The organism is Streptosporangium sp. NPDC051023 (assembly GCF_040689595.1).
GTDB lineage: Bacteria > Actinomycetota > Actinomycetes > Streptosporangiales > Streptosporangiaceae > Streptosporangium.
Genome location: NZ_JBFBCE010000004.1, coordinates 137,068 through 155,136, shown reverse-complemented (window position 1 = coordinate 155,136; position 18,069 = coordinate 137,068). Strand labels below are relative to the sequence as shown.

Sequence of the window (18,069 nt, the reverse complement as noted above, 5' to 3'; positions counted from 1 at the left end):
TTCCCCAGGTTATGCTCTCGCTCCCGCCCGCACTTCCCTCCTGCGACCGAAGGCGCCCTCCCTCCGGAGAGTGACCCCCGCGGGCCGCGCCGTCCGGGGTTCCGAGGATTCGCGGGGAGACTCAGAGGATCCGCGGGGAGGCTCCGGGGATCCGGGGGAGGCTCCGAGGAAAGGCGATGCGGCGAAGGCGGAAAGACGACGGGGGAGGATCCGAGGTCAGCGCTCGGTGAGCAGGGCGGCGGGCGGGATCCGTGCGGCCCTTCCGGCCGGGGGCGCGCACGGCGCCGTCTCCGGCCAGGTGGCCGGGGACGCCGAAGGCCGCGCGCAGCGGGCGCCGCAGTGGGGAGACGACCGCCGGCACGATCACCCGGGACGCCAGCAGCACACCCGCCATGGACACCAGGCCGCCCACCACCCCGGCCTCCGTGCCGCCGGTCACCAGGACGGCGAAACCCGCGACGGCGGCCACGAGTCCGGCCACCGCGCGCGGTACCGAAGACCGGCGCACGGTCGTGGCGGCCGTGCGCCGCAGCGCCGCGACGGGATGTACCCGCGTGGCGGACCGCGCGGGAGCCAGCATGGCCACCACGGTCGTGACGACGCCGAGCAGGGGCGGGAGAAGCACCGAGCCTGCGGGCACCGACCACGGGAACGCCACGGAACTGCACATGTCGCTGAGCACCGTGAAGACCCATCTGGAGTCCGTCCACATCAAGCTCGGCGTGCGCAACCGTGTGGAGGCGGCCGGTTTCGCGTTCCGCAGCGGCCGCATGGACGGCCGTTAGCCGGCCTGACCGAGGCCGCGCGGAAAACCGGTGGAACTTCGGGGACTCACGCAGGATCCTGGCCGGGGCGAAAATCAGGTCGTCGTCGCCCGGCCCCGTCCGTGAGACGCCGAGGAGGAGAGCCCGTGGAGCTCCACGAGTACGCCAGGTATGACGCCATTGGGCTGCGTGACCTGATACGCGCCGGTGAGGTCACCGCCGCCGAGGTCGAGGCCGTCGCCCGGCAGGCTCTGGAGAAGGCGAACGCCGAGGTGAACGGGCTCGCGCTGCCGCCGTTCTCACCCGCTCTCGATCACGCGGCCGACGGGCCGCTCACCGGTGTTCCGTTCCTGATCAAGGACAACGGGCCGGTGGCGAAGGGCGTGCCGTTCTTCTGCGGGAGCCGGAGCGTCGAGGGTGTCGTCGCGCAGCACGACACCGACCTGATGACGCGGATCCGGGCCGCGGGCCTGGTCACCCTGGGGCTGACCACGGTGCCGGAGATGATGATCAGCTTCTCCACCGAGTCGGTGAAGTACGGGCCGACCCGCAATCCCTGGGACCAGGACCGGGGTGTCGGCGGGTCGAGCGGTGGTGCGGCGGCCCTGGTCGCCGCGGGGGCGGTGCCCGTCGCGCACGGCAGCGACGGCGCGGGCTCGCTGCGCATCCCCGCCTCCTGCTGCGGCCTGGTCGGCCTCAAACCGAGCCGGGGTCGCGTCCCGTGCGGTCCGGACGCGGGGGAGGCGATGTTCGGGATCTCCGACGAGTTCGCGCTGACCCGGACCGTCCGCGACGCCGCGCACCTCCTCGACGCCTTCGCGGGTCCCGGTGTCGGCGACAAGTACACCGCGCCGCCCCCGTCGCGCCCGTACGCCGAGGAACTGGGAGCCGAGCTCGGCGGGCTGCGGGTGGCCGTGACCACGAGGGCGTGGTCGGGGGCGGTGGTGGACTCCCAGGTGGCGGAGGCGGCCGTGCGGACGGGGCGGGTGCTGGAGGAGATGGGCCACGACGTCACCGAGGCGAGCCCGGCCGTCGACTGGGACGCCGTCATGCGGGCCATGGTGCCGTTCGCGATCGTCGCCGTCGCCGCCCCGATGCTCGTCTCCCTGAGGGAGCCGGATCCGGCCAAGGTGGAGGCCGTGACCCTGCGGGCCTTCGGGGAGGCGAAGAGCCTCAGCGCCTTCCGCCTGCTGGGGGCCTTCGACGCGCAGAACCGGGTGAGCAGGTCGGTCGGCGCGTTCTTCACCGAGTACGACCTGCTGGTCACCCCGACCCTGGGGCGGCTCCCCGTGCCGCACGGCACCCTGCGCTACGACGACCCCGGCCACACCATGACGAGCTGGCTGGAGTCGATCCTCGACTACGGGCCGTTCTGCGCGGTGTTCAACCTCTCCGGTCAGCCCGCGATCAGCCTGCCGCTTGGGCAGAGCGCGGACGGCCTGCCGGTCGGGGTGCAGATCGTCGCCCCCTACGGCCGCGAGGACCTGCTGCTGCGGATCGCCGCCAGGCTCGAGGAGGCCATGCCCTGGAAGGACCGCACTCCCCGGGTCTTCGCCGACGGCCGCTGAGCCGCCTGGGGCACTGAGCTGCCTGGGGCAGTGGGCCGCTTGGGGCACTGAGCCGTCTGGGGCAGTGGGCCGCCTGGGGCACCGGGGCCGAGGTCGCGGAGCCGGGTGAATCACCCCGGCCCCGCGGCTTGCGTCGGCCGGGCGCCCAGGGGGTATCGTGTGAACATAAAACCAGATTGTTCATATGGAGATATTATGCCGCCGGCGTTCTCCGAGGAAGAGCGGGTGCGGATCATCGAGCGGTTGCTCGACACCGCCACCCGCCTCTTCTCGACCCAGGGCCTGCGCAAGACGTCACTGGAAGAGCTGACGACCCCCGCGGGCATCGCCAAATCCTCGATCTACGCCTTCTACGACTCCAAGGAGGACCTCTACTTCGAGGCCATGCTGCGGCAGTACGAGGGGATACGGCGGCGCGTGATCGACGAGGGGCTCAACCGCGGCACCGACACCCGCGACCGCCTGCGGCGCTTCCTGCGCGCCACGGTCGCCGAACTCGACACCAACCCGCTCTACCGGCGGCTGATGTCCCACCCCGAGGAGATGGCCGCGGTCGCCGCCAAGCTCACCCCCGAGCGGATGGCCGCCGCCGAGGGCGGCCCGATGGCCGATCTGCTCCAGTTCCTCGGCACCCATCTGGAAGGTGATCCGCAGGTGCTGCTCGGCGTGCTGCGCGCGGTCCTGCTGACCCCGCTGTACGCCGAACACTTGGGCGCCGACATCTACCCGTCCGTGATGGACCGCCTGATCGATGCTGTCACAGAAGGGCTCACCCCATGCTGAACGACCTGCCGTATCTGTCGGTCGGTGAAGGACCACCCCTGGTCGTCCTGCTCTACACCCCGCAGGCGGCCAACCCGAGAGGTATGGCGCGCTGGTCCACGATGCGGCTGGTGCGACCGTTCACCAAGCACTTCACCGTCTACGTCGTCAATCGCCGACCTGGGCTGCCACCGGGCACGACGATGGCCGACCTCGCCGCCGTCTACGCGCAGGCGATCAGAACCACCTTTGAGGCCCCGGTGAACATGCTGGCCATCTCCACCGGCGGATCCATCGCCCTCCAACTCGCCGCCGACCATCCCGGCTTGGTCGACCGCCTCGTTCTGGCCGGTACGGCCTGCACCCTCGGCCCCATCGGTAAACGAGCCCAGCGCGCCTACATCGAGCGCGCACGCCAAGGCAGGCGGCCGAGCCCCGCGCTGGCCGAGGTCGTCACGGAATCGACGATCGGCCGAAGGCTGCTCGAAGGCCTGCTGTGGCTGTCCGACAGCGGCCACGAAGATCACACCGACGCCGTCGTCGTCCTCGACGCAGAGGACGGCTTCGACCTGCGTGGACGGCTGCACGACATCAAGGCGGCCACGCTGCTGATCCAAGGTGACAGGGACCTGGTCTATCCGCTGGAACTGGCCCGGCAGACGGTGGAAGGCATCCCGGACGCCCAGCTCGTCGTCTACCCGGGCCGAAGCCACAGCGGCACGTTCACCGACAAACGGTTCGCTTCGGACGCCCTGGCCTTCCTGACGGACAGTTGATCGACACACTCGGCACCCGAGTCCTCGGTGAGTCCGGGAAACGATCGCTTGCCTGCTGGGAAGCGATCGTGAAACCCGGCCTCGACCGCAGGCCACGCCCACTCGTGATCACCCGGGGTTCTCGAGGAACTCGCTGAGCGCCAGGTAGGCGGAGTCGGGTGGGTCATCCCTGTCCCGGGTTCCTGAGGAACTCGCTGAGCGCCCGGTAGTACGGCACGATCGTCGTGGTGTCCGCGTACTCGTCGGGACCGTGCTGGCCGTCGCCGCCGATGCCGAAGATGACGGCGTCGATGCCCCGCTGGTAGTAGAAACGCCCGTCGGCGGCGCCGTGCTTGCGCAGGAACCCATCGTGGTAGCCCTGGTTCCTCGCGGCCCGCTGGAGGCCACGCACCTCTGGCCGGTTCCGGTCGGCGTGGTGCGGCGGGTCGACGTGCTCGACGACGGGGATGACACCGGGCTCGCAGAAGGTCACCAGGTGCGCGGCGATCTCCTCGGCGGTCCTGCCGTCCAGGTCCGGGTCCCCGGCGGGGAAGCGGATGTCCAGCCACGCCTCCGCCAGGGCGGGGACCTGGTTGCGGGCCTGGTTGGGGGTCTCGATTCTGGCCACGGTGACCGTCGTCCGCCAGGCCTCCTCGGTGGCCACGGGATATCTGGCCAGCACGTTGTCCAGGCTGCGCTGCAGCTTGAGCAGGGCGTTGTCGCCGAGCCACTGGTAGGCGCTGTGCGCGCTACGGCCCGTGGCCCGCAGGTTCGCGGTGACCATCCCCTTGGAGTCGGTCACGACGCGCAGCCCGCTCTGCTCGCCGATGACGACGAAGTCGCCGCTGACGCCCTGTTCGAGCTGGTGCAACGTGCCGTCGCGCCCGCCGACCTCCTCGTCGGTGACCAGTTGCAGAGCGATCGGGTACGGCAGCCCGCCCGCCAGCTCGCGGAAGACCTGGGCCTGCACCAGCGCGGACACCTTCATGTCCTGGGCGCCTCTGGCGTGGAGACGGGTGCCGTCGAGGCGCGGCCGGAACTGGTGCGCCGGTGCGGGCACGACATCGAGATGGGCGTTGAGGATGATCCGGAAGTGCGGTCGCCGGGGGCCGGGGTAGACGAGCGCACTCGGCTTGCCGTTCGACTCGAACCGCTCAACCGTGAGACCGGCACCGCCGGTACCGCCGGATCCGCCGGTACCGCTGGAGCCGGACTTGCCGGACGCGCCGGATTCGAGGACGAAGTCGATCACGAGGTCGAGAGCTCTGCGCAGGTCGTCGGGCCGGTCGGCGGTCGACGGCACGGCGAGCAGTCGCCGTGCCGTGGCGAGAAAGGATTCGAGATCCACCGCTTCATCGTGCCCGTGCCACCGGACCCTCGCCAGTCCCCGGTGGGGCCCTTCCCGGAGTCGGTTCCCCACCGCCTTCTCGACGAACACCCACCGGGCTGGGCGCCGCCCATTCGCGCCGAGCGGGCCGTTGCCACCGCTCGCCGTACCGGCGCTCTGGAATGCCCCGGAGACGGCGAAGCGGGTGGGGCGGTGAGGCGATGGGGGCGGGAGCGGTGGAGGCGGGAGCGGTGGAGGCGGGTGTCGGGGAGTGAGGGTGAGGGTGAAGCGGGTGGGGGCGTGAGGCAGTGAGGGATGGGTCTCGGGGGAGTGGTGAGGGATGGGTTCGGGGGGGAGTGGTGAGGGAGGGGTTCCGGGGGGAGTGGTGAGGGGGACTACGCGTGGGCGAGGACGAGGCTGAAGTCGCCGGTTGGGTCGGTGTAGTGGTTGCTCGGGGTGAATCCGGCGGCGATGAGCTCCTGTCTCAGGCCCTCGGGACGGAACTTGGCGCTGATCTCGGTGCGCATCTCCTCCCCCGCGTCGAAGGAGACGGACAGGTCGAGGCCGCCGATCCGCACGCGCATGGCTCGGGTCGCCCGCAGCCGCATCTCGATCCAGTTCTGCCGCAGGTCGTACAGCGCGACGTGCTCGAAGGCGTCCGGCGCGAAGTCGGCGTCCAGCTGCCGGTTGATCACGTGCAGGACGTTCCGGTTGAAGGCGGCGGTGACCCCGGCCGCGTCGTCGTAGGCCGCGACCAGCCGTCCCGTGTCCTTCACCAGGTCGGCTCCGAGCAGGAAGGAGTCGCCGGGAGTGAGGGTCGCGCGCAGCTCCTTCAGGAAGACCTCGCGCGCCGCCGGGTCGAGGTTGCCGATGGTGCCGCCGAGGAAGGCGACCATCCTCCGTCCCTCCCGCGGCAGCAGCGCCAGGTGGCGCTCGAAGTCGGCGCAGACCGCGTGCACCTCCAGCCCCGGGTAGCGGGCGGTGAGCCGCCGCGCGGCGTCGCCCAGGGTGACCGCGTCGACGTCGACCGGGGTGTAGGCACGCAGCGTCCCGGCGACGGCGAGGGCGTCGAGCAGCAACACGGTCTTCTCACTGGTCCCCGAGCCGAGCTCGACCAGGGTGTCCGCCCCGCTGTCCCTGGCGATGTCGGCGGAGTGCCGTCGCAGGATGTCCAGCTCGCGGCGGGTGGGATAGTACTCGGGCAGCCGGGTGATCTGGGAGAACAGCTCGCTGCCCACCGCGTCGTAGAACCACTTCGGAGGCAGCCACTTGGGCGTCGACGCCAGCCCGCTGCGGACGTCGTGTTCGAGAGCCTGACGCAGGTAGTCGTGGCTGAGATGGTTGGTCAGGCGTACGGCGGACTGGCTGACAGGCATGGGATCTCCTCGGTGCTATAGGTCACAGCGGCTGAATACGCACGCCGTCGGGAGAGGCGAGAAGCAGGCTCCTGTCCGGTACGGCCTGCCAGCCGGACCGGTCGTCCAGCGGCTCGCTCGCCACGAGCACGCCGTCGTCGAGGTTGAGGAAGAGCGTGTCGCCCCAGACGGTCGCGGCGAGTGAGGCGCCGTCGCAGGCGAGCAGGTTGAGGCGCCCCTGGGGGTCTTTGGTCCCGGCGTGGACGACGACCTCCGACAGGGCGTCGCCGAGCGTCAGGCCGGCGCGCCGCCGTACGAACACGGCGGCGGCGACCCACGCGGCGTCGCAGGTGCTCTCCGCGCCGCCGTCGCCCGCCAGCTCCCTCACGGGGCCGCGCGCGACGCGGCCGTTATGGCTGAGCAGCCATGATCCGTCGGCGAAGGGTGCCGTCGCGGTCTCCTCGATCGGCATGCCCTCGCTGGCCGACCGTACGGCGGCCAGCAGACAGCCGGAGCGGGCGATCTCGGCGAGAGCGGGCAGGTTGGCGTCCGCCCACATAGGGATGGAACGGCGGTAGCGCACCGGTTCCACCCGGGTCGGGTCGTACCAGCCGATGCCGAAGCCGTCCGCGTTGATCATGCCGTGGCGCTGCATGCGCGGGGCGTACGACTGCCGCAGCAGGCCGTGCTCGGGCTCGCTGAGCAGTGAGGCGACGGATCGGGGAGCGCCGAGCCAGGCGGCGTGACGGCACATCTATCCGTGCTCCGGGGAGTGCTCCGGGGAGGCGGAGCGGGCACAGCGGAAGCCGGTGAAGATCTGCCTGCGGATGGGGTGGTCCCAGTTCCTGAACGTCGTGCGGACCGCGGCCGGGTCGGCCGCCCACGATCCGCCGCGCAGCACCCGGTAGTCGCCGCCGAAGAAGACCTCGCTGTACTCGCGGTAGGGGAAGCTGCGGAAGCCGGGGTAGGGCAGGAACCGTGAGGAGGTCCACTCCCACACGTCACCGATCATCTGCTCCGTGCCGTAGGGACCGGCTCCCGCGGGATAGGCGCCGAGCGGGGCGGGGCGTGCCGCCCTGTGCCCGAGGTTCGCCAGGTCAGGGGTCGGGTCGTCGTCCCCCCAGGGATACTTCCGCGCCCGCTCCGCCTCGGGATCCCAGCCGCAGGCCTTCTCCCACTCGGCCTCCGTCGGCAGCCGCTTGCCCGCCCAGCGGGCGTACGCGTCGGCCTCGTGCCAGGAGACGTGCTGGACGGGCTCGTCCATGGGCACCGGCTCCGGCCTGCCGAACCGGGTCCGCCACCAGGTGTCGCCGTCCCTGGTCCAAAACAGCGGAGCGAAGGCGCGGGTCTCCTGCCGCCAGAGCAGGCCCTCCGGGCTCCACCAGCGCGGGTCGTCGTAGCCGCCGTCCTCGATGAAGGCGGCGTAGGCCCGGTTGCCGACGGGGAGCCTGTCGATCCAATAGGCGGGCAGGTCGATCCGGTGCGCGGGGCGTTCGTTGTCGTAGGCCCATGGCTGGGTGTCGGTCCCCATCAGGAAGGGTCCCGCGGGGACGAACACCTCCTCAGGGCCCTCCTGCCTGCCCCGCGGCAGTTCGCCGTCGCGGACCAGCCCCGGCTCCTTCGACAGCTGCAGGGTGGCGAGCATCGTCTCGTCGTGCTGGTGCTCGTGCTGGATCACCAGGCCGAAGACGAAGGCGTCCCGGTGGAGGGGGTTGGGATTGTTCGGGTCGAGCGCGTCCAGGACGTCCAGCACCCGCCCCCGCACGCCCTCGATGTAGCGGCGAGCCTCGCCGGGGCCCAGGATCGGCAGGCTCGGGCGGTTCTTGCGCGGGTGTTTGAACGCGTCGTACAGGTCGTCGATCTCGGGGCGGAGCGGGGTGATCCCCCCGGCCTCCCGCAGCACCCACAGCTCCTCGTAGTTGCCCACGTGCGCCAGGTCCCACACCAGGGGTGACATCAGCGGCGAGTGCTGTCTGACCAGCAGGTCGTCCTCGGCGTCCGTGTAGGCCAGTGAACGGTCGCGCACCGCGATGAGCTCGGCGGCGATCCGCTCCTTGAAGTCGTTCATCGAAACTCCTTAAGCCTGGAGACCCGTTCCTTCAGGGTTGGGAGGAAACCCGGCACGACGCCGCAGGTTTCGTTAATGTGTTCGGTGGCGGCGATGACCAAGCCGTCACCCGCACGATCGGTTCCACCCTCGCCGCCGGGCCGGCGGAGAGGTGAAACGCCTGCGGAGCTGGTGTAAGACCCCAACGAAAGATCCTTTTCGGGCGGGCGGCCGGCGGTGAAACAGGAAACCCCGCGGGCGACCGCGGGAATCTCCTCCCCTCGGGGAGGGGAGGAGGTCAAGCCTGTCCTTTCTCGGTCAACCAGGCCGACAGGCGCGGTCCCGGTTCTCTCACCAGTTCCAGCAGGTCGAGCGCGGGCGGGCGGCCCGTCGTCACGTGGCGGTCGGCGAACGCGGCCACCTCGCGGACCAGATCGCCGGTTATGCCGAGGCGGGGCAGCGCCTCGACGGCCGCACGGAAACAGGTCTCCGCGGCCCTGCGCAGCCGGGGATCGGTGAGGCCGCAGCGCGCCGCCTCCAGCCACATCCCCGCGTACGGCTCCGCCGCGGCCAGCGCCGTGTCCGCCGCGTGGTCGTCCATCACCAGGGCATGGGTCACCGCGACGCACACCGGCCAGATCTCCGGGTGCTGCGCGTCGAGGTAGCGGATCTCCAGCCAGCCGCGCGGCCGTACCGGAGGGAAGATCGTCGTGGCGTGGTAGGCCAGGTCGGCCATGGTCGGCGGGCGCACGGGCGCGGTCAGCCAGTCGCGGAAGGTCGAGCCGTCGCGGATCGGGCGGTATCGTTCCCCGTCCTCGCGCACGAGCATCAGCCGGGCATCGAGGAGATACTCCGCCCAGGCGGCGGCCGGGTCGTCGGTCGCCGGGACGGGAGCCGTCCGCGTCCGGTCGAGGTTCTCCCAGACCTCCTGGCGGCCCGACATCCACCCGCATGGCAGGCCCTCGCGGAGGGAGGAGTTGGCGAAGGCGGCGAGCAGGACGGGGCCGAGCAGATGCGCCCGCTCCCACCGCACGGCGGGTTTCTCGCCCAGGTCCAGGTTGACCTGGATCGACGCCGTCGAGCACATCATCAGCGCGCCGTACGGCATGCCAAGGAACTCGGCCATCGCCTCGTAACGGGGCAGGCGCAGCTGCCGTCTCGCGGGCCGTACCGGGTCGAGGCCGACCCCGGCCAGTGCCAGACCGGCGTTTCGCAGCGCCGCACGGGTCGCGTCGACGTCGGCGCGCAGGCGCGTGATCGCCTCCGGCAGCGGTCCCGCGGGTCCGGACAGTTCGAGCTGCCCGCCGGGCTCGAAGGTCACCCGGCTCCCTCCGGGCAGCGGCGGCAGGACGTCCGCCGTCCTGGCCAGCGGTACCTGGTCGCCGGGAGCCGTACGGTCGAAGACCAGGAACTCCAGCTCGATCCCCACCTCGTCCCCGGTGGCGCCGAGGAAGCAGTGCCGTGCGAAGGCCTCCACATCCGAGGCATCCCGGATCGGCGTGTCCTCGGCCGCAAGACCGGTCATCGTCCCTCCTCTTCGCCTGGTGTGTATGGGTCTATAGACCCGCGAAGCGCGCAAGCGTTACAGGGGAAGAGCAGGGAACACCGGAAGAACACCGGGGAACGGCGAGGAGCACCGGAAACGCTCGGGAACCTCGGGAAACGGGTGGGCCCGGGGAATGTCGGGGAGTGTCCGAAAACAGGGAGAACCCCGGGGAACAGCACCGGAACGCCGGAGAACGGTCAGGAACACCGGGAACACCGGGAACACCGGGAACACGGTGTAACGGATCGGCGCGCACGCGGCACTACCCAATATGGAGCGGGGACCGCGATGAGGCGAGCGAGGGTGGGATTCGAGCGGCCTGCGGGCTGCCGGGAGGCGCTGGGGCTGGTCACCGGCTACCTCGAAGGGGCACTGTCCGCTGAGCGGCGACGGCGTTTTGAGGACCATTTGGCCGGATGCGCCGAGTGTCCCGTCCACCTGGAACAGGTCCGGGTGACCGTCGAGGTCCTCCACTGGTTTGGCGCGGGCGACATCCCGCAGGACGTGCTCAGGAGGCTGTGCGAGGCCTTCGCCCGTTCTGGCGGCTCGGCCGTCTCCTCCTCGGGGGCTCCGTCCGTTCCTCACCCCGGGGCGCGGCGGGTCTCCGGCCCGGGGGCTTTGCCCGTCACCGGTCCGGGGGCTCCGCCCGTGCCCGGCTCAGGAGCTTCGCCGCTCCTCGACCCGGGAGGCCCGCCGGTCGCGGAAGGCGGACAGTAACCGGTCGCGCATGTCGCCGGGCAGGGATTCCGGGCGAAGGGTGCCGAGGGCGGTGACCGTCACGCGGAACTGGTGCAGGTAGTGCCCGCAGTGCTCGCAGCCTGCCAGATGCTCCTCGAACAGGCACCGGGTGGGTTCGTCGAGGTCGCTCTCCAGGTAAGCGGTGACGAGTTCCACCCACTCGTCGCAACTGAACCGCTTCACGACGTGGACCGCCTTACCGTCTCTGAACTGAACCGATTTCACTACGCCGACCGCCTCGCCGTCTCGAAATAATCTTCAAGGCGCCCCCGCACCGCGACACGGGCGCGGTGCAGAAGGACCCGCTGGTTGGCCGCGGAGATCTCCAGGATCTCGCAAACCTCTTCCGAGCTGCACCCCTCGACGTCCCGAAGTGTGATGACGGCGCGCTGCCTGGGGGGGAGCTCGGCCAGGGCCTCCGCGATCAGGTCGCGCACCTCGGCGGCCAGCACCTCGCCCTCGGGGGTCGACCAGGCCGCGGGGACGTTCTTCCAGTGCCCGGGGAACGGGTCGTTCACACTCTGGAAACACGAGCGGTCGACAGCGGGTTCTTCCCGCTGTTCGAAGGCGCTGCTCCACGGTACCGTGCGGTTCTCCCGCACGCCCCGCTTCCTGGCGGTGTTGACCAGGATGCGGTAGACCCAGGTCTTGACCGAGGAACGGCCCTCGAAGCCGTCGATCCCCCTGATCACCGCCAGCCAGGTGTCCTGCACGACCTCTTCCGCGGAGTCGTTGGTCGACACGTGGGAGCGGGCCAGCCACAGCATCCCTCGCGACCAGGTGTCCAGCAGCGCCGCGAACATTGTCTCGTCTCCGGCGCGCAGGGCCGCGACGACGACGTCGTCCGGAGGGAGCCTACTGCCCGTGAAGGACTCCACGATCGCCTCCTCGCGGTCGGGCATGCGGGACATCCACGACACCGGAACGCTCCACCACCGCTCGTGGACCTTGGGGCATCGTGCGTGTCCTCTCCGGTGAAGCGTCTGCGGAGCGCTGTCGGCCCGAGGATGAGGATTCCCGTCCTGAGCCGAGCCGACACCTCACTCCTCACCACTCCTCACCACAGGAGCGTGCGGTCGCCGTCTCCTGACTGTTCGGTTCCCGTGGCCCGCCCGTTCGTTACACCGCCGGACCCTCAAGTCTCGGGAAGTCTCAGCATGCGGTCGAGGAGCTGGTGGAGGTGTGCCTGCATGCGGGGCCGTGTCCTCGGGTTGTCGGGATCGGGGGGATCGGGAGGGGCGAGGGCTTCGCCGTGGAGGAAGCCGTACACACTCCAGACCAGCGTCCGCACCATCAGGTCCGGGTCGATGTCGCCGGCGATGAGGCCGTTCCTGGCGGCCGAGCGCAGCGCGTCCCTGGTGAGGTTGATGAGCGGGACGGCGTACTTCTGCTCCAGGTCGGGGATGTCGGCGGCGTCGCCGAGCCAGCGGTGTATCCACAGCGCGGGGATCTGCGGGTTGGACAGGCACATGTCCAGGTAGCGGTCCACGAGGGTGTGCAGGACCGAGGCGACTTCGGCGGGGTCGTGGGCGGGGAGCGGCGCCAGTGTGCCCTCGACGACGGCGCGCTGGGCCTGGCTGGCCCGTTCGACGACGGCGAGGTAGAGCGCGCGTTTGTCGCCGAACCTGGTGTGGATCCATTCGAGGTCGTACCCCATGGCCTCTGCCAGCCCCTGCAGGGTCGTGCCGTCGTAGCCGAACGCGGCGAAAAGCCGGGTCGCGAACTCTATGACCGCCTCGACCTGCTGTTCCTCCGCAGAAGTCATGATTCGATTCAAGTCCTTGACACAGTTCGCCGTAGCTAAGCGCTGGTTTTGGCGTGGTCAAACCTGTGTGCGCAATGTCCCGGCACGAACAGGACGGGTAGCGCGGGGTGAGCCGGCCTGAGGCCCGCGAAGGACGGGCCTGGGCAGGAGGCTCGTGAAGGACGGCCTGGGGGGTTCGTGAAGGACGGCCTGGGGGTGAGGGTCATTTCCTCGCGTAGGTCATGAGGGCCGCGCCGCTCCCGAAGACGCGGCTGGCGGTGAGCTCGAACTGTGTCGGAGCGAATCCTCCGGAGAACAGCGGGACTCCGGCCCCGGCGACGACCGGGTAGATCTTGACGATCAGCTCGTCGATCTCGGGCAGCAGCGTTCCCGCGAGCCGTGCCCCACCGGCCAGCCAGATCCCCATGCCCTCCTCCTCCTTGAGCCGCCTGACCCTGCCGACCGGATCGTCGGAGACGATCTCGACCGTGGGGTCGGGGCTCTCCGTGATGCTCCGCGAGACCACGTACTGCCGCAGATGCCGGTACGGGCTGGTGATGCCCTCCCGCAGCGCGGGGTCGTAGGTCGCGCGTCCCATCACGACGGTGTCGAAGCGCGTGTTCTCCGGGTCGATCCCGACGGCCTCGCGCACATGCGTCGGAACGGTGTCCGCGTACTCGGAGAGGATGTGTTCGATGATGTCGCCGCCCAGGGGGAAGAAGTCGATGGAGCCGTCCGGGCCCGCGATAAAGCCGTCGATGGACGATCCGACGTAGTAGACGAGCTTGCGCATCCGGTCCCCTTCGTGTGGTGCCGAGCGTGTGGTGGTCGTGGCGGCTTCCGCAGCCCTGTGACCATTGTGGCTGTCCGGAAAAGCGGGTCGCAGTAGTCGAAAAAAGAGGCGGAAAAATGCTGCATCGAACGCTTATCTGCATGTGTTGTAATTCTGCTATCAGTGCGGTTTTCTGAGGGGGAACACGCGCGTCCCACTTCGAAGGAGCACGCTGTGAACGAAGCCGCTTTCGGTCCCGTAACGCTTCCCGTGGCCCGCCACGACATTTTCGACCCGCCGCAGGATCTGGCGTTGTGGCGGCAGGAGGCCCCGATCCGCCGTATGACCTACGCGGACGGCCACCTCGGCTGGCTGGTGACGAGTCACTCCGGAGTCCGCGCGGTGCTGGCCGACAACCGCTTCAGCACCCGCATCGACCTCCAGCACCCGGCTCTGCCGTACATCGTCAAGCAGCGGGAGATCGCGCCTCCCGCCGGGTTCTTCCTGCGTATGGACCCGCCGGAGCACACGCGCTTCCGGCGCCTGCTGACCGGTCAGTTCACCGTCCGGCGCATGAAGCAGCTCGAACCCAGGATCGAGAAGATCGTCGCCGAGCGGCTGGACGCGCTGGAGCGCCAGGGGGCGCCCGCCGACCTCGTGGAGTCGTTCGCGTTGCCGATCCCCTCCCTGGTGATCTGCGAGCTTCTCGGCGTTCCTTACACCGACCACGACCGGTTCCAGCGGGACTCCGCGGCGATCATCAGCAGGGAGGAGACGCTGGAGCGCAAGCAGGCGGCCATGACCGACCTGATGACCTACCTTCACGAGCTGGCGCGCAACAAGCGCGCCGAGCCGACGGACGACCTGCTCGGCGGCCTGGCCGCGGGCGGGGAACTGACGGACGAGGAGCTCGCCGGGGTCGCGGCGCTCCTGCTCATCGCCGGGCACGAGACGACGGCGAACATGATCGCGCTCGGCACCTACGCGCTGCTGTGCAACCCCCCGCAGCTGGCGGCGCTGCGTGATGACCCCTCCCTGGCGGCGGGCACCGTCGAGGAGCTCCTGCGCTATCTGAGCATCGTCGACTTCACGGTCAGGGCCGCGCTGGAGGATGTGGAGATCGAGGGGCAGACGATCAGGGCGGGTGAGACGGTGACGATCTCCATCCCCGCGGCCAACCGCGATCCCGCGCGGTTCGACGGGGCCGACAGTCTTGACGTCACCCAGCAGGCGACCGGTCATCTGTCGTTCGGCCACGGCATCCACCAGTGCCTCGGCCAGCAGCTCGCTCGCAACGAGATGCGCATCGCCATCCCCGCGTTGCTGGAGCGCCTGCCCGGGTTGCGCCTGGCCGTACCTCGGGAAGAGGTGCCGATGCGCTCCGACATGGCCATCTACGGCGTGCACCGGCTGCCGGTCGCCTGGTAGGCGGAGGGCCTCGCGCGGACGGCGGCGGCCGGGAGGCGTGCCCGCAGCATCCCTCGTTCCGCGCGAGGCCCTGTCCGTCACTCGGGATTCGTCCCCCGAGCATCCTCGGAGCACGCGCCCCTCAGAGATAACCCTATAGGGGTTACTTATGGATTATAAAAGTGAGGGATCGCTACGAACCATCCGGACCCCGGACGGCCGGGGCGAAGACACCGAAGGGATCGTGCGGTGAGGCGTGTACTGCTGCTGGCGACCGGTGACACCATCGCCTACTCGACGCGCCCTGAGCGTCCGGGGGTCGCCTCGGGCGCGCAACTCCTGGAGACCGTTCCCACGGACATGCTCACGGCCGACGTCGTGGCCGAGGACGTGCTCGCCGAGCCCAGCTGGGACATGGCGCCCGCGACCATGCTGCGGCTGGCCCGCAGGGCCCGGGAGGCCATCCTGAACCAGGGCTTCGACGGCGTCGTGATCACCCACGGCACCGACACCCTGGAGGAGACCGCGTTCCTCGTCGACCTGCTCGCGGGCCAGGCCGCGCACTACGGCGGGATCGTCCTGACCGGCGCCACTCGCCCCTTTGACGCCCTGTCGGCCGACGGCCCGCGGAACCTGGCCTCGTCCCTCGCGGCCGCCGCCGACCCCGCGCTGTGCGGCGCGGGCGCCGTCGTGTGCGTCAACGACGAGCTACACGCGGCCCGATGGGTCACCATGGTCGACGCCACGGGCGTCTCCGCGTTCTCCTCCGCCCCCGAACCCGTGCTGGGACGTGTGGTCGGCGGCCGGGCGGAGATATCGACCGTCCCGCCGGGCAGGCCGCCGACGGTCGCCGGGGATCCGGAGACGGACGTCGCCCTGATCAAGACCTATCCGGGGATGGACTCCGCGCTGCTCACCGCCGTCGTGGACGCGGGCGTCCGGCGGGCTGGTCCACTTGAGGGGCGTTTGGTCGGCTGGCCGGTGGAAATTTAGATGTAGCCAGAAATGTCGGCATCCTATGGTTCGGGTATGGAACAGACCATCACGCCGGCCCTTCGCGTGGACCGCCGGGCGCTGGCTGCGGCGGGCGTCACCGTGCTGCTGTGGGCCTCCGCCTTCGTGGCCATCCGCAGCGCCGCCCAGCACTTCAGCCCGGGGGCCCTGGCTCTCGGCCGCCTGTTCGCGGGCTCGGTCGTGCTCGGCGTCATCTGGCTGGCACGAGGCGGGGGACTGCCGCCGCGTGCCGCCTGGCCCGGCATCCTGGGGTCGGGAGTCCTGTGGTTCGGCCTCTACATGGTCGCCCTGAACTGGGGTGAGCACGAGGTGGACGCGGGCACCGCGGCCATGCTCGTCAACGTCGGCCCCGTGCTGATCGCGCTCCTCGGCGGCTGGGTGCTCAAGGAGGGCTTCCCGCCCCGCCTGCTGGCCGGGATGGCGGTCTCGTTCGCGGGAGCCGCGGTGGTCGGCCTCTCCATGTCGAACGGCGCGGGCGCGTCGTCGGACGGCGGAGGCGCGTCGATCGTCGGCGTCCTGCTGTGCCTGCTCGCCGCCGCCACGTACGCCGCGGGCGTTGTCTGCCAGAAACCCGCGCTGCGGCATGCCTCGGCCGTACAGGTCACCGCCTTCGGCTGCTTCATCGGTACGGCGGCCTGCCTGCCGTTCACGGGGCAGCTGATCTCGCAGGTCGTCTCGGCCCCGCTGCCCGCGACGCTGAACGTCGTCTACCTCGGTGTCTTCCCGACGGCCCTGGCGTTCACCACCTGGGCGTACGCGCTCGCCCGCACCACCGCGGGCAAGATGGGCGCGACCACCTACGTCGTCCCCGCCCTGGTGGTCCTGATGGCCTGGGCGGTCCTGGGGGAGGTGCCCGGCTGGCTGACCCTCGTGGGCGGCCTGCTCTGTCTCGCGGGCGTCGCCGTCTCGCGGGGAGGTGGGCGACGGGCGACGGCCGCCGCGGTGCCGCCGTCTCCGGAGGCCGCGCCCCCGGGTAACGTGACACCCATTACATGATCCACGGGGGACCGGGCTCGCCCCTGCCCTCGGGGGACGCCTGCGGACCCCGAGGAGATCCGCGACCGCCTGGAGGCGCTGAGCGCCGACGAGCGGGTGAGCGGGATCATCCTGCAGACCCCGCTGCCCGGGGGCGCGAAGCTGGAGGACCTGGCCTCGGGCATCGCCCCCGCCAAACGCCACGGTGACGGTGTGCCACTCGCGCACCGCCGACCTGGCCGCGGTGACCTCGACGGGTGACATCCTGGTCGCGGCCGTCGGCAGGATCGGGCTCATCACCCCCGAGCACGTCCGGCCGGGCGCGGTGGTGGTCGATGTGGGTACGAACCAGGCGCAGGACGGCAGCCTCGTCGGTGACGTCGATCCGGCCGTGATCGTCAAGGCCTCGGCGCTGACCCCGGTACCGGGAGGTGTGGGACCGGTGACCACCGCCCTGCTCCTGCTGCACACCGTCCAGGCCGCCGGGGGATAGGCGCTCCCCGACGTGCGGGCCCCCGGGGACGGGTGGCCCGCACGGTGGGCGGCTGTCGTGAGGTGGGGGCGGCCCGTGGTGCGCCGGTGATGTGCGGGCGCCGATGGCGCGCGGGGCGGGGGAGGCTGAGAGCCCGAGGTCGAGTGGCCGCGGGGGGGCGGGGCATAACGCGAAGTGATCACTTTTTCTGACCGTCGCGATAATTCATGGTTAACCCATAGAGATAGTAGATTTATTGGGGACCCGCCCAGAGGTCGCCGATCACCGGCTCATGCCACCGGGGAGGACCTTCGGATGCACGTCACGGCCCGTAGTGACTACGCCATTCGCGCGATGCTGGTGATCGCGGCTCATGATCCAGCGTCGGTCACCGCGGAGATCCTGGCCCGCGCCCAGCAGATTCCCCCGAGCTTCCTGCGGGGCATCCTGACCGACCTACGGAGGGCCAACCTCGTCTTCGCCCAGCGGGGCAACGAGGGTGGTTTCACGCTCGCCAGGAGGGCGGAGGCCATATTCGTCGGTGACGTGCTGCGGGCGGTCGGCGGAGGCTTCACCTCCGTGCGGGGGTTCTCGACCGCGGACATCGTCTACTTCGGGGAGGCGGCGCCGCTGCGCGCGGTGTGGCTGGACGTCGAGGCCTCCATCGGAGCCGTCGTCGACACCATCAGCCTCGCCACCCTCCTGGCGCCCCAGGCCGGGGTTTCGCCGCAGCAGCAGACGGCCTGAAGCGAGGCGGTACGGGCTCCCGGGGGCCGGCCGACCGGCCCGCGTCCCCGGGGGTTCGGTCCGAGAGTGATCGGAC

21 protein-coding genes are annotated in these 18,069 nt (G+C 70.5%); 11 read left to right on the top strand and 10 right to left on the bottom strand.

The features are described 5' to 3' along the window. Positions 1–121 precede the first annotated feature (121 nt). The gene (locus AB0395_RS04310; protein ID WP_366276889.1) at positions 122–580 is read right to left on the bottom strand and encodes a hypothetical protein; all 459 of its coding nucleotides are present in this window, start codon (positions 578–580) and stop codon (positions 122–124) included. On the opposite strand from AB0395_RS04310, the gene AB0395_RS04305 reads away from it, so the two are divergent. From AB0395_RS04305 to AB0395_RS04290, 4 genes are all read left to right on the top strand, one after another. Beyond that, entirely contained in the window at positions 579–785 is a 207-nt protein-coding gene (locus tag AB0395_RS04305; RefSeq protein WP_366276887.1) for a LuxR C-terminal-related transcriptional regulator, read from the top strand. The two genes, AB0395_RS04310 and AB0395_RS04305, sit on opposite strands and share 2 nt — an antisense overlap. 125 nt (positions 786–910) lie before the next feature. Beyond that, the gene (locus tag AB0395_RS04300) at positions 911–2,332 is read left to right on the top strand and encodes an amidase (RefSeq protein WP_366276884.1); all 1,422 of its coding nucleotides are present in this window, start codon (positions 911–913) and stop codon (positions 2,330–2,332) included. Between the two features lie 195 nt (positions 2,333–2,527). After that, positions 2,528–3,115 carry a TetR/AcrR family transcriptional regulator gene (locus tag AB0395_RS04295; protein WP_366276881.1) on the top strand — a complete coding sequence of 196 codons (588 nt, stop codon included), beginning with the start codon at positions 2,528–2,530 and terminating at the stop codon, positions 3,113–3,115. Beyond that, positions 3,109–3,870 carry an alpha/beta hydrolase gene (locus AB0395_RS04290; protein WP_366276879.1) on the top strand — a complete coding sequence of 254 codons (762 nt, stop codon included), beginning with the start codon at positions 3,109–3,111 and terminating at the stop codon, positions 3,868–3,870. Before AB0395_RS04295 ends, AB0395_RS04290 begins: the two co-directional genes overlap by 7 nt. 163 nt (positions 3,871–4,033) lie before the next feature. On the opposite strand, the gene AB0395_RS04285 is transcribed toward AB0395_RS04290, so the two are convergent. The 5 genes from AB0395_RS04285 to egtA form a co-directional block, all read right to left on the bottom strand. Next, positions 4,034–5,197, bottom strand: a complete 1,164-nt coding sequence (locus tag AB0395_RS04285) for a M20 family metallopeptidase (RefSeq protein ID WP_366276876.1) — start codon at positions 5,195–5,197, stop codon at positions 4,034–4,036. Positions 5,198–5,571: 374 nt separating this feature from the next. Then, complete coding sequence (gene egtD / locus AB0395_RS04280; protein WP_366276874.1) at positions 5,572–6,552, bottom strand: L-histidine N(alpha)-methyltransferase; 981 nt, start codon at positions 6,550–6,552, stop codon at positions 5,572–5,574. A 22-nt stretch (positions 6,553–6,574) separates the two neighbouring features. After that, entirely contained in the window at positions 6,575–7,285 is a 711-nt protein-coding gene (gene egtC, locus AB0395_RS04275) for an ergothioneine biosynthesis protein EgtC (RefSeq protein ID WP_366276871.1), read from the bottom strand. Next, positions 7,286–8,599 (bottom strand): ergothioneine biosynthesis protein EgtB, encoded by a 1,314-nt coding sequence (gene egtB, locus AB0395_RS04270; protein WP_366276869.1) that lies wholly within the window; start codon positions 8,597–8,599, stop codon positions 7,286–7,288. It abuts the gene before it with no gap. A 277-nt stretch (positions 8,600–8,876) separates the two neighbouring features. Beyond that, positions 8,877–10,103 carry an ergothioneine biosynthesis glutamate--cysteine ligase EgtA gene (egtA, locus tag AB0395_RS04265; RefSeq protein ID WP_366276866.1) on the bottom strand — a complete coding sequence of 409 codons (1,227 nt, stop codon included), beginning with the start codon at positions 10,101–10,103 and terminating at the stop codon, positions 8,877–8,879. 309 nt (positions 10,104–10,412) lie between these two features. Here egtA and AB0395_RS04260 point away from each other — a divergent pair, with 309 nt between their 5' ends. After that, the gene (locus AB0395_RS04260; RefSeq protein ID WP_366276863.1) at positions 10,413–10,841 is read left to right on the top strand and encodes a zf-HC2 domain-containing protein; all 429 of its coding nucleotides are present in this window, start codon (positions 10,413–10,415) and stop codon (positions 10,839–10,841) included. Here AB0395_RS04260 and AB0395_RS04255 read toward each other — a convergent pair. From AB0395_RS04255 to AB0395_RS04240, 4 genes are all read right to left on the bottom strand, one after another. Next, on the bottom strand, positions 10,782–11,045 hold the full coding sequence (locus AB0395_RS04255) for a zf-HC2 domain-containing protein (protein ID WP_366276860.1): 264 nt from the start codon (positions 11,043–11,045) through the stop codon (positions 10,782–10,784). The two genes, AB0395_RS04260 and AB0395_RS04255, sit on opposite strands and share 60 nt — an antisense overlap. A 41-nt stretch (positions 11,046–11,086) precedes the next feature. Then, complete coding sequence (locus AB0395_RS04250; protein WP_366276858.1) at positions 11,087–11,773, bottom strand: sigma-70 family RNA polymerase sigma factor; 687 nt, start codon at positions 11,771–11,773, stop codon at positions 11,087–11,089. Positions 11,774–11,997: 224 nt separating this feature from the next. Then, entirely contained in the window at positions 11,998–12,627 is a 630-nt protein-coding gene (locus tag AB0395_RS04245) for a TetR/AcrR family transcriptional regulator (RefSeq protein ID WP_366276855.1), read from the bottom strand. Between the two features lie 202 nt (positions 12,628–12,829). Then, on the bottom strand, positions 12,830–13,399 hold the full coding sequence (locus AB0395_RS04240) for a dihydrofolate reductase family protein (RefSeq protein ID WP_366276852.1): 570 nt from the start codon (positions 13,397–13,399) through the stop codon (positions 12,830–12,832). A 213-nt stretch (positions 13,400–13,612) separates the two neighbouring features. Between AB0395_RS04240 and AB0395_RS04235 the strand changes: the two genes are divergently transcribed. From AB0395_RS04235 to AB0395_RS04210, 6 genes are all read left to right on the top strand, one after another. Continuing rightward, a complete protein-coding gene (locus AB0395_RS04235; protein ID WP_366276850.1) occupies positions 13,613–14,806 on the top strand; it encodes a cytochrome P450 in 1,194 nt (397 codons plus the stop codon). Between the two features lie 228 nt (positions 14,807–15,034). Continuing rightward, positions 15,035–15,778, top strand: a complete 744-nt coding sequence (locus AB0395_RS04230; protein ID WP_366276847.1) for an asparaginase domain-containing protein — start codon at positions 15,035–15,037, stop codon at positions 15,776–15,778. A gap of 36 nt (positions 15,779–15,814) precedes the next feature. Continuing rightward, the gene (locus tag AB0395_RS04225; RefSeq protein WP_366276845.1) at positions 15,815–16,795 is read left to right on the top strand and encodes a DMT family transporter; all 981 of its coding nucleotides are present in this window, start codon (positions 15,815–15,817) and stop codon (positions 16,793–16,795) included. Positions 16,796–16,891: 96 nt separating this feature from the next. Then, positions 16,892–17,035, top strand: a complete 144-nt coding sequence (locus AB0395_RS04220) for a hypothetical protein (RefSeq protein ID WP_366276843.1) — start codon at positions 16,892–16,894, stop codon at positions 17,033–17,035. Further along, positions 17,019–17,267, top strand: coding sequence for a hypothetical protein (locus tag AB0395_RS04215; RefSeq protein WP_366276840.1), 249 nt, complete (start codon positions 17,019–17,021; stop codon positions 17,265–17,267). Before AB0395_RS04220 ends, AB0395_RS04215 begins: the two co-directional genes overlap by 17 nt. 294 nt (positions 17,268–17,561) lie before the next feature. Continuing rightward, a complete protein-coding gene (locus AB0395_RS04210; RefSeq protein WP_366276837.1) occupies positions 17,562–17,993 on the top strand; it encodes an Rrf2 family transcriptional regulator in 432 nt (143 codons plus the stop codon). The last annotated feature ends 76 nt before the right edge of the window (positions 17,994–18,069 follow it).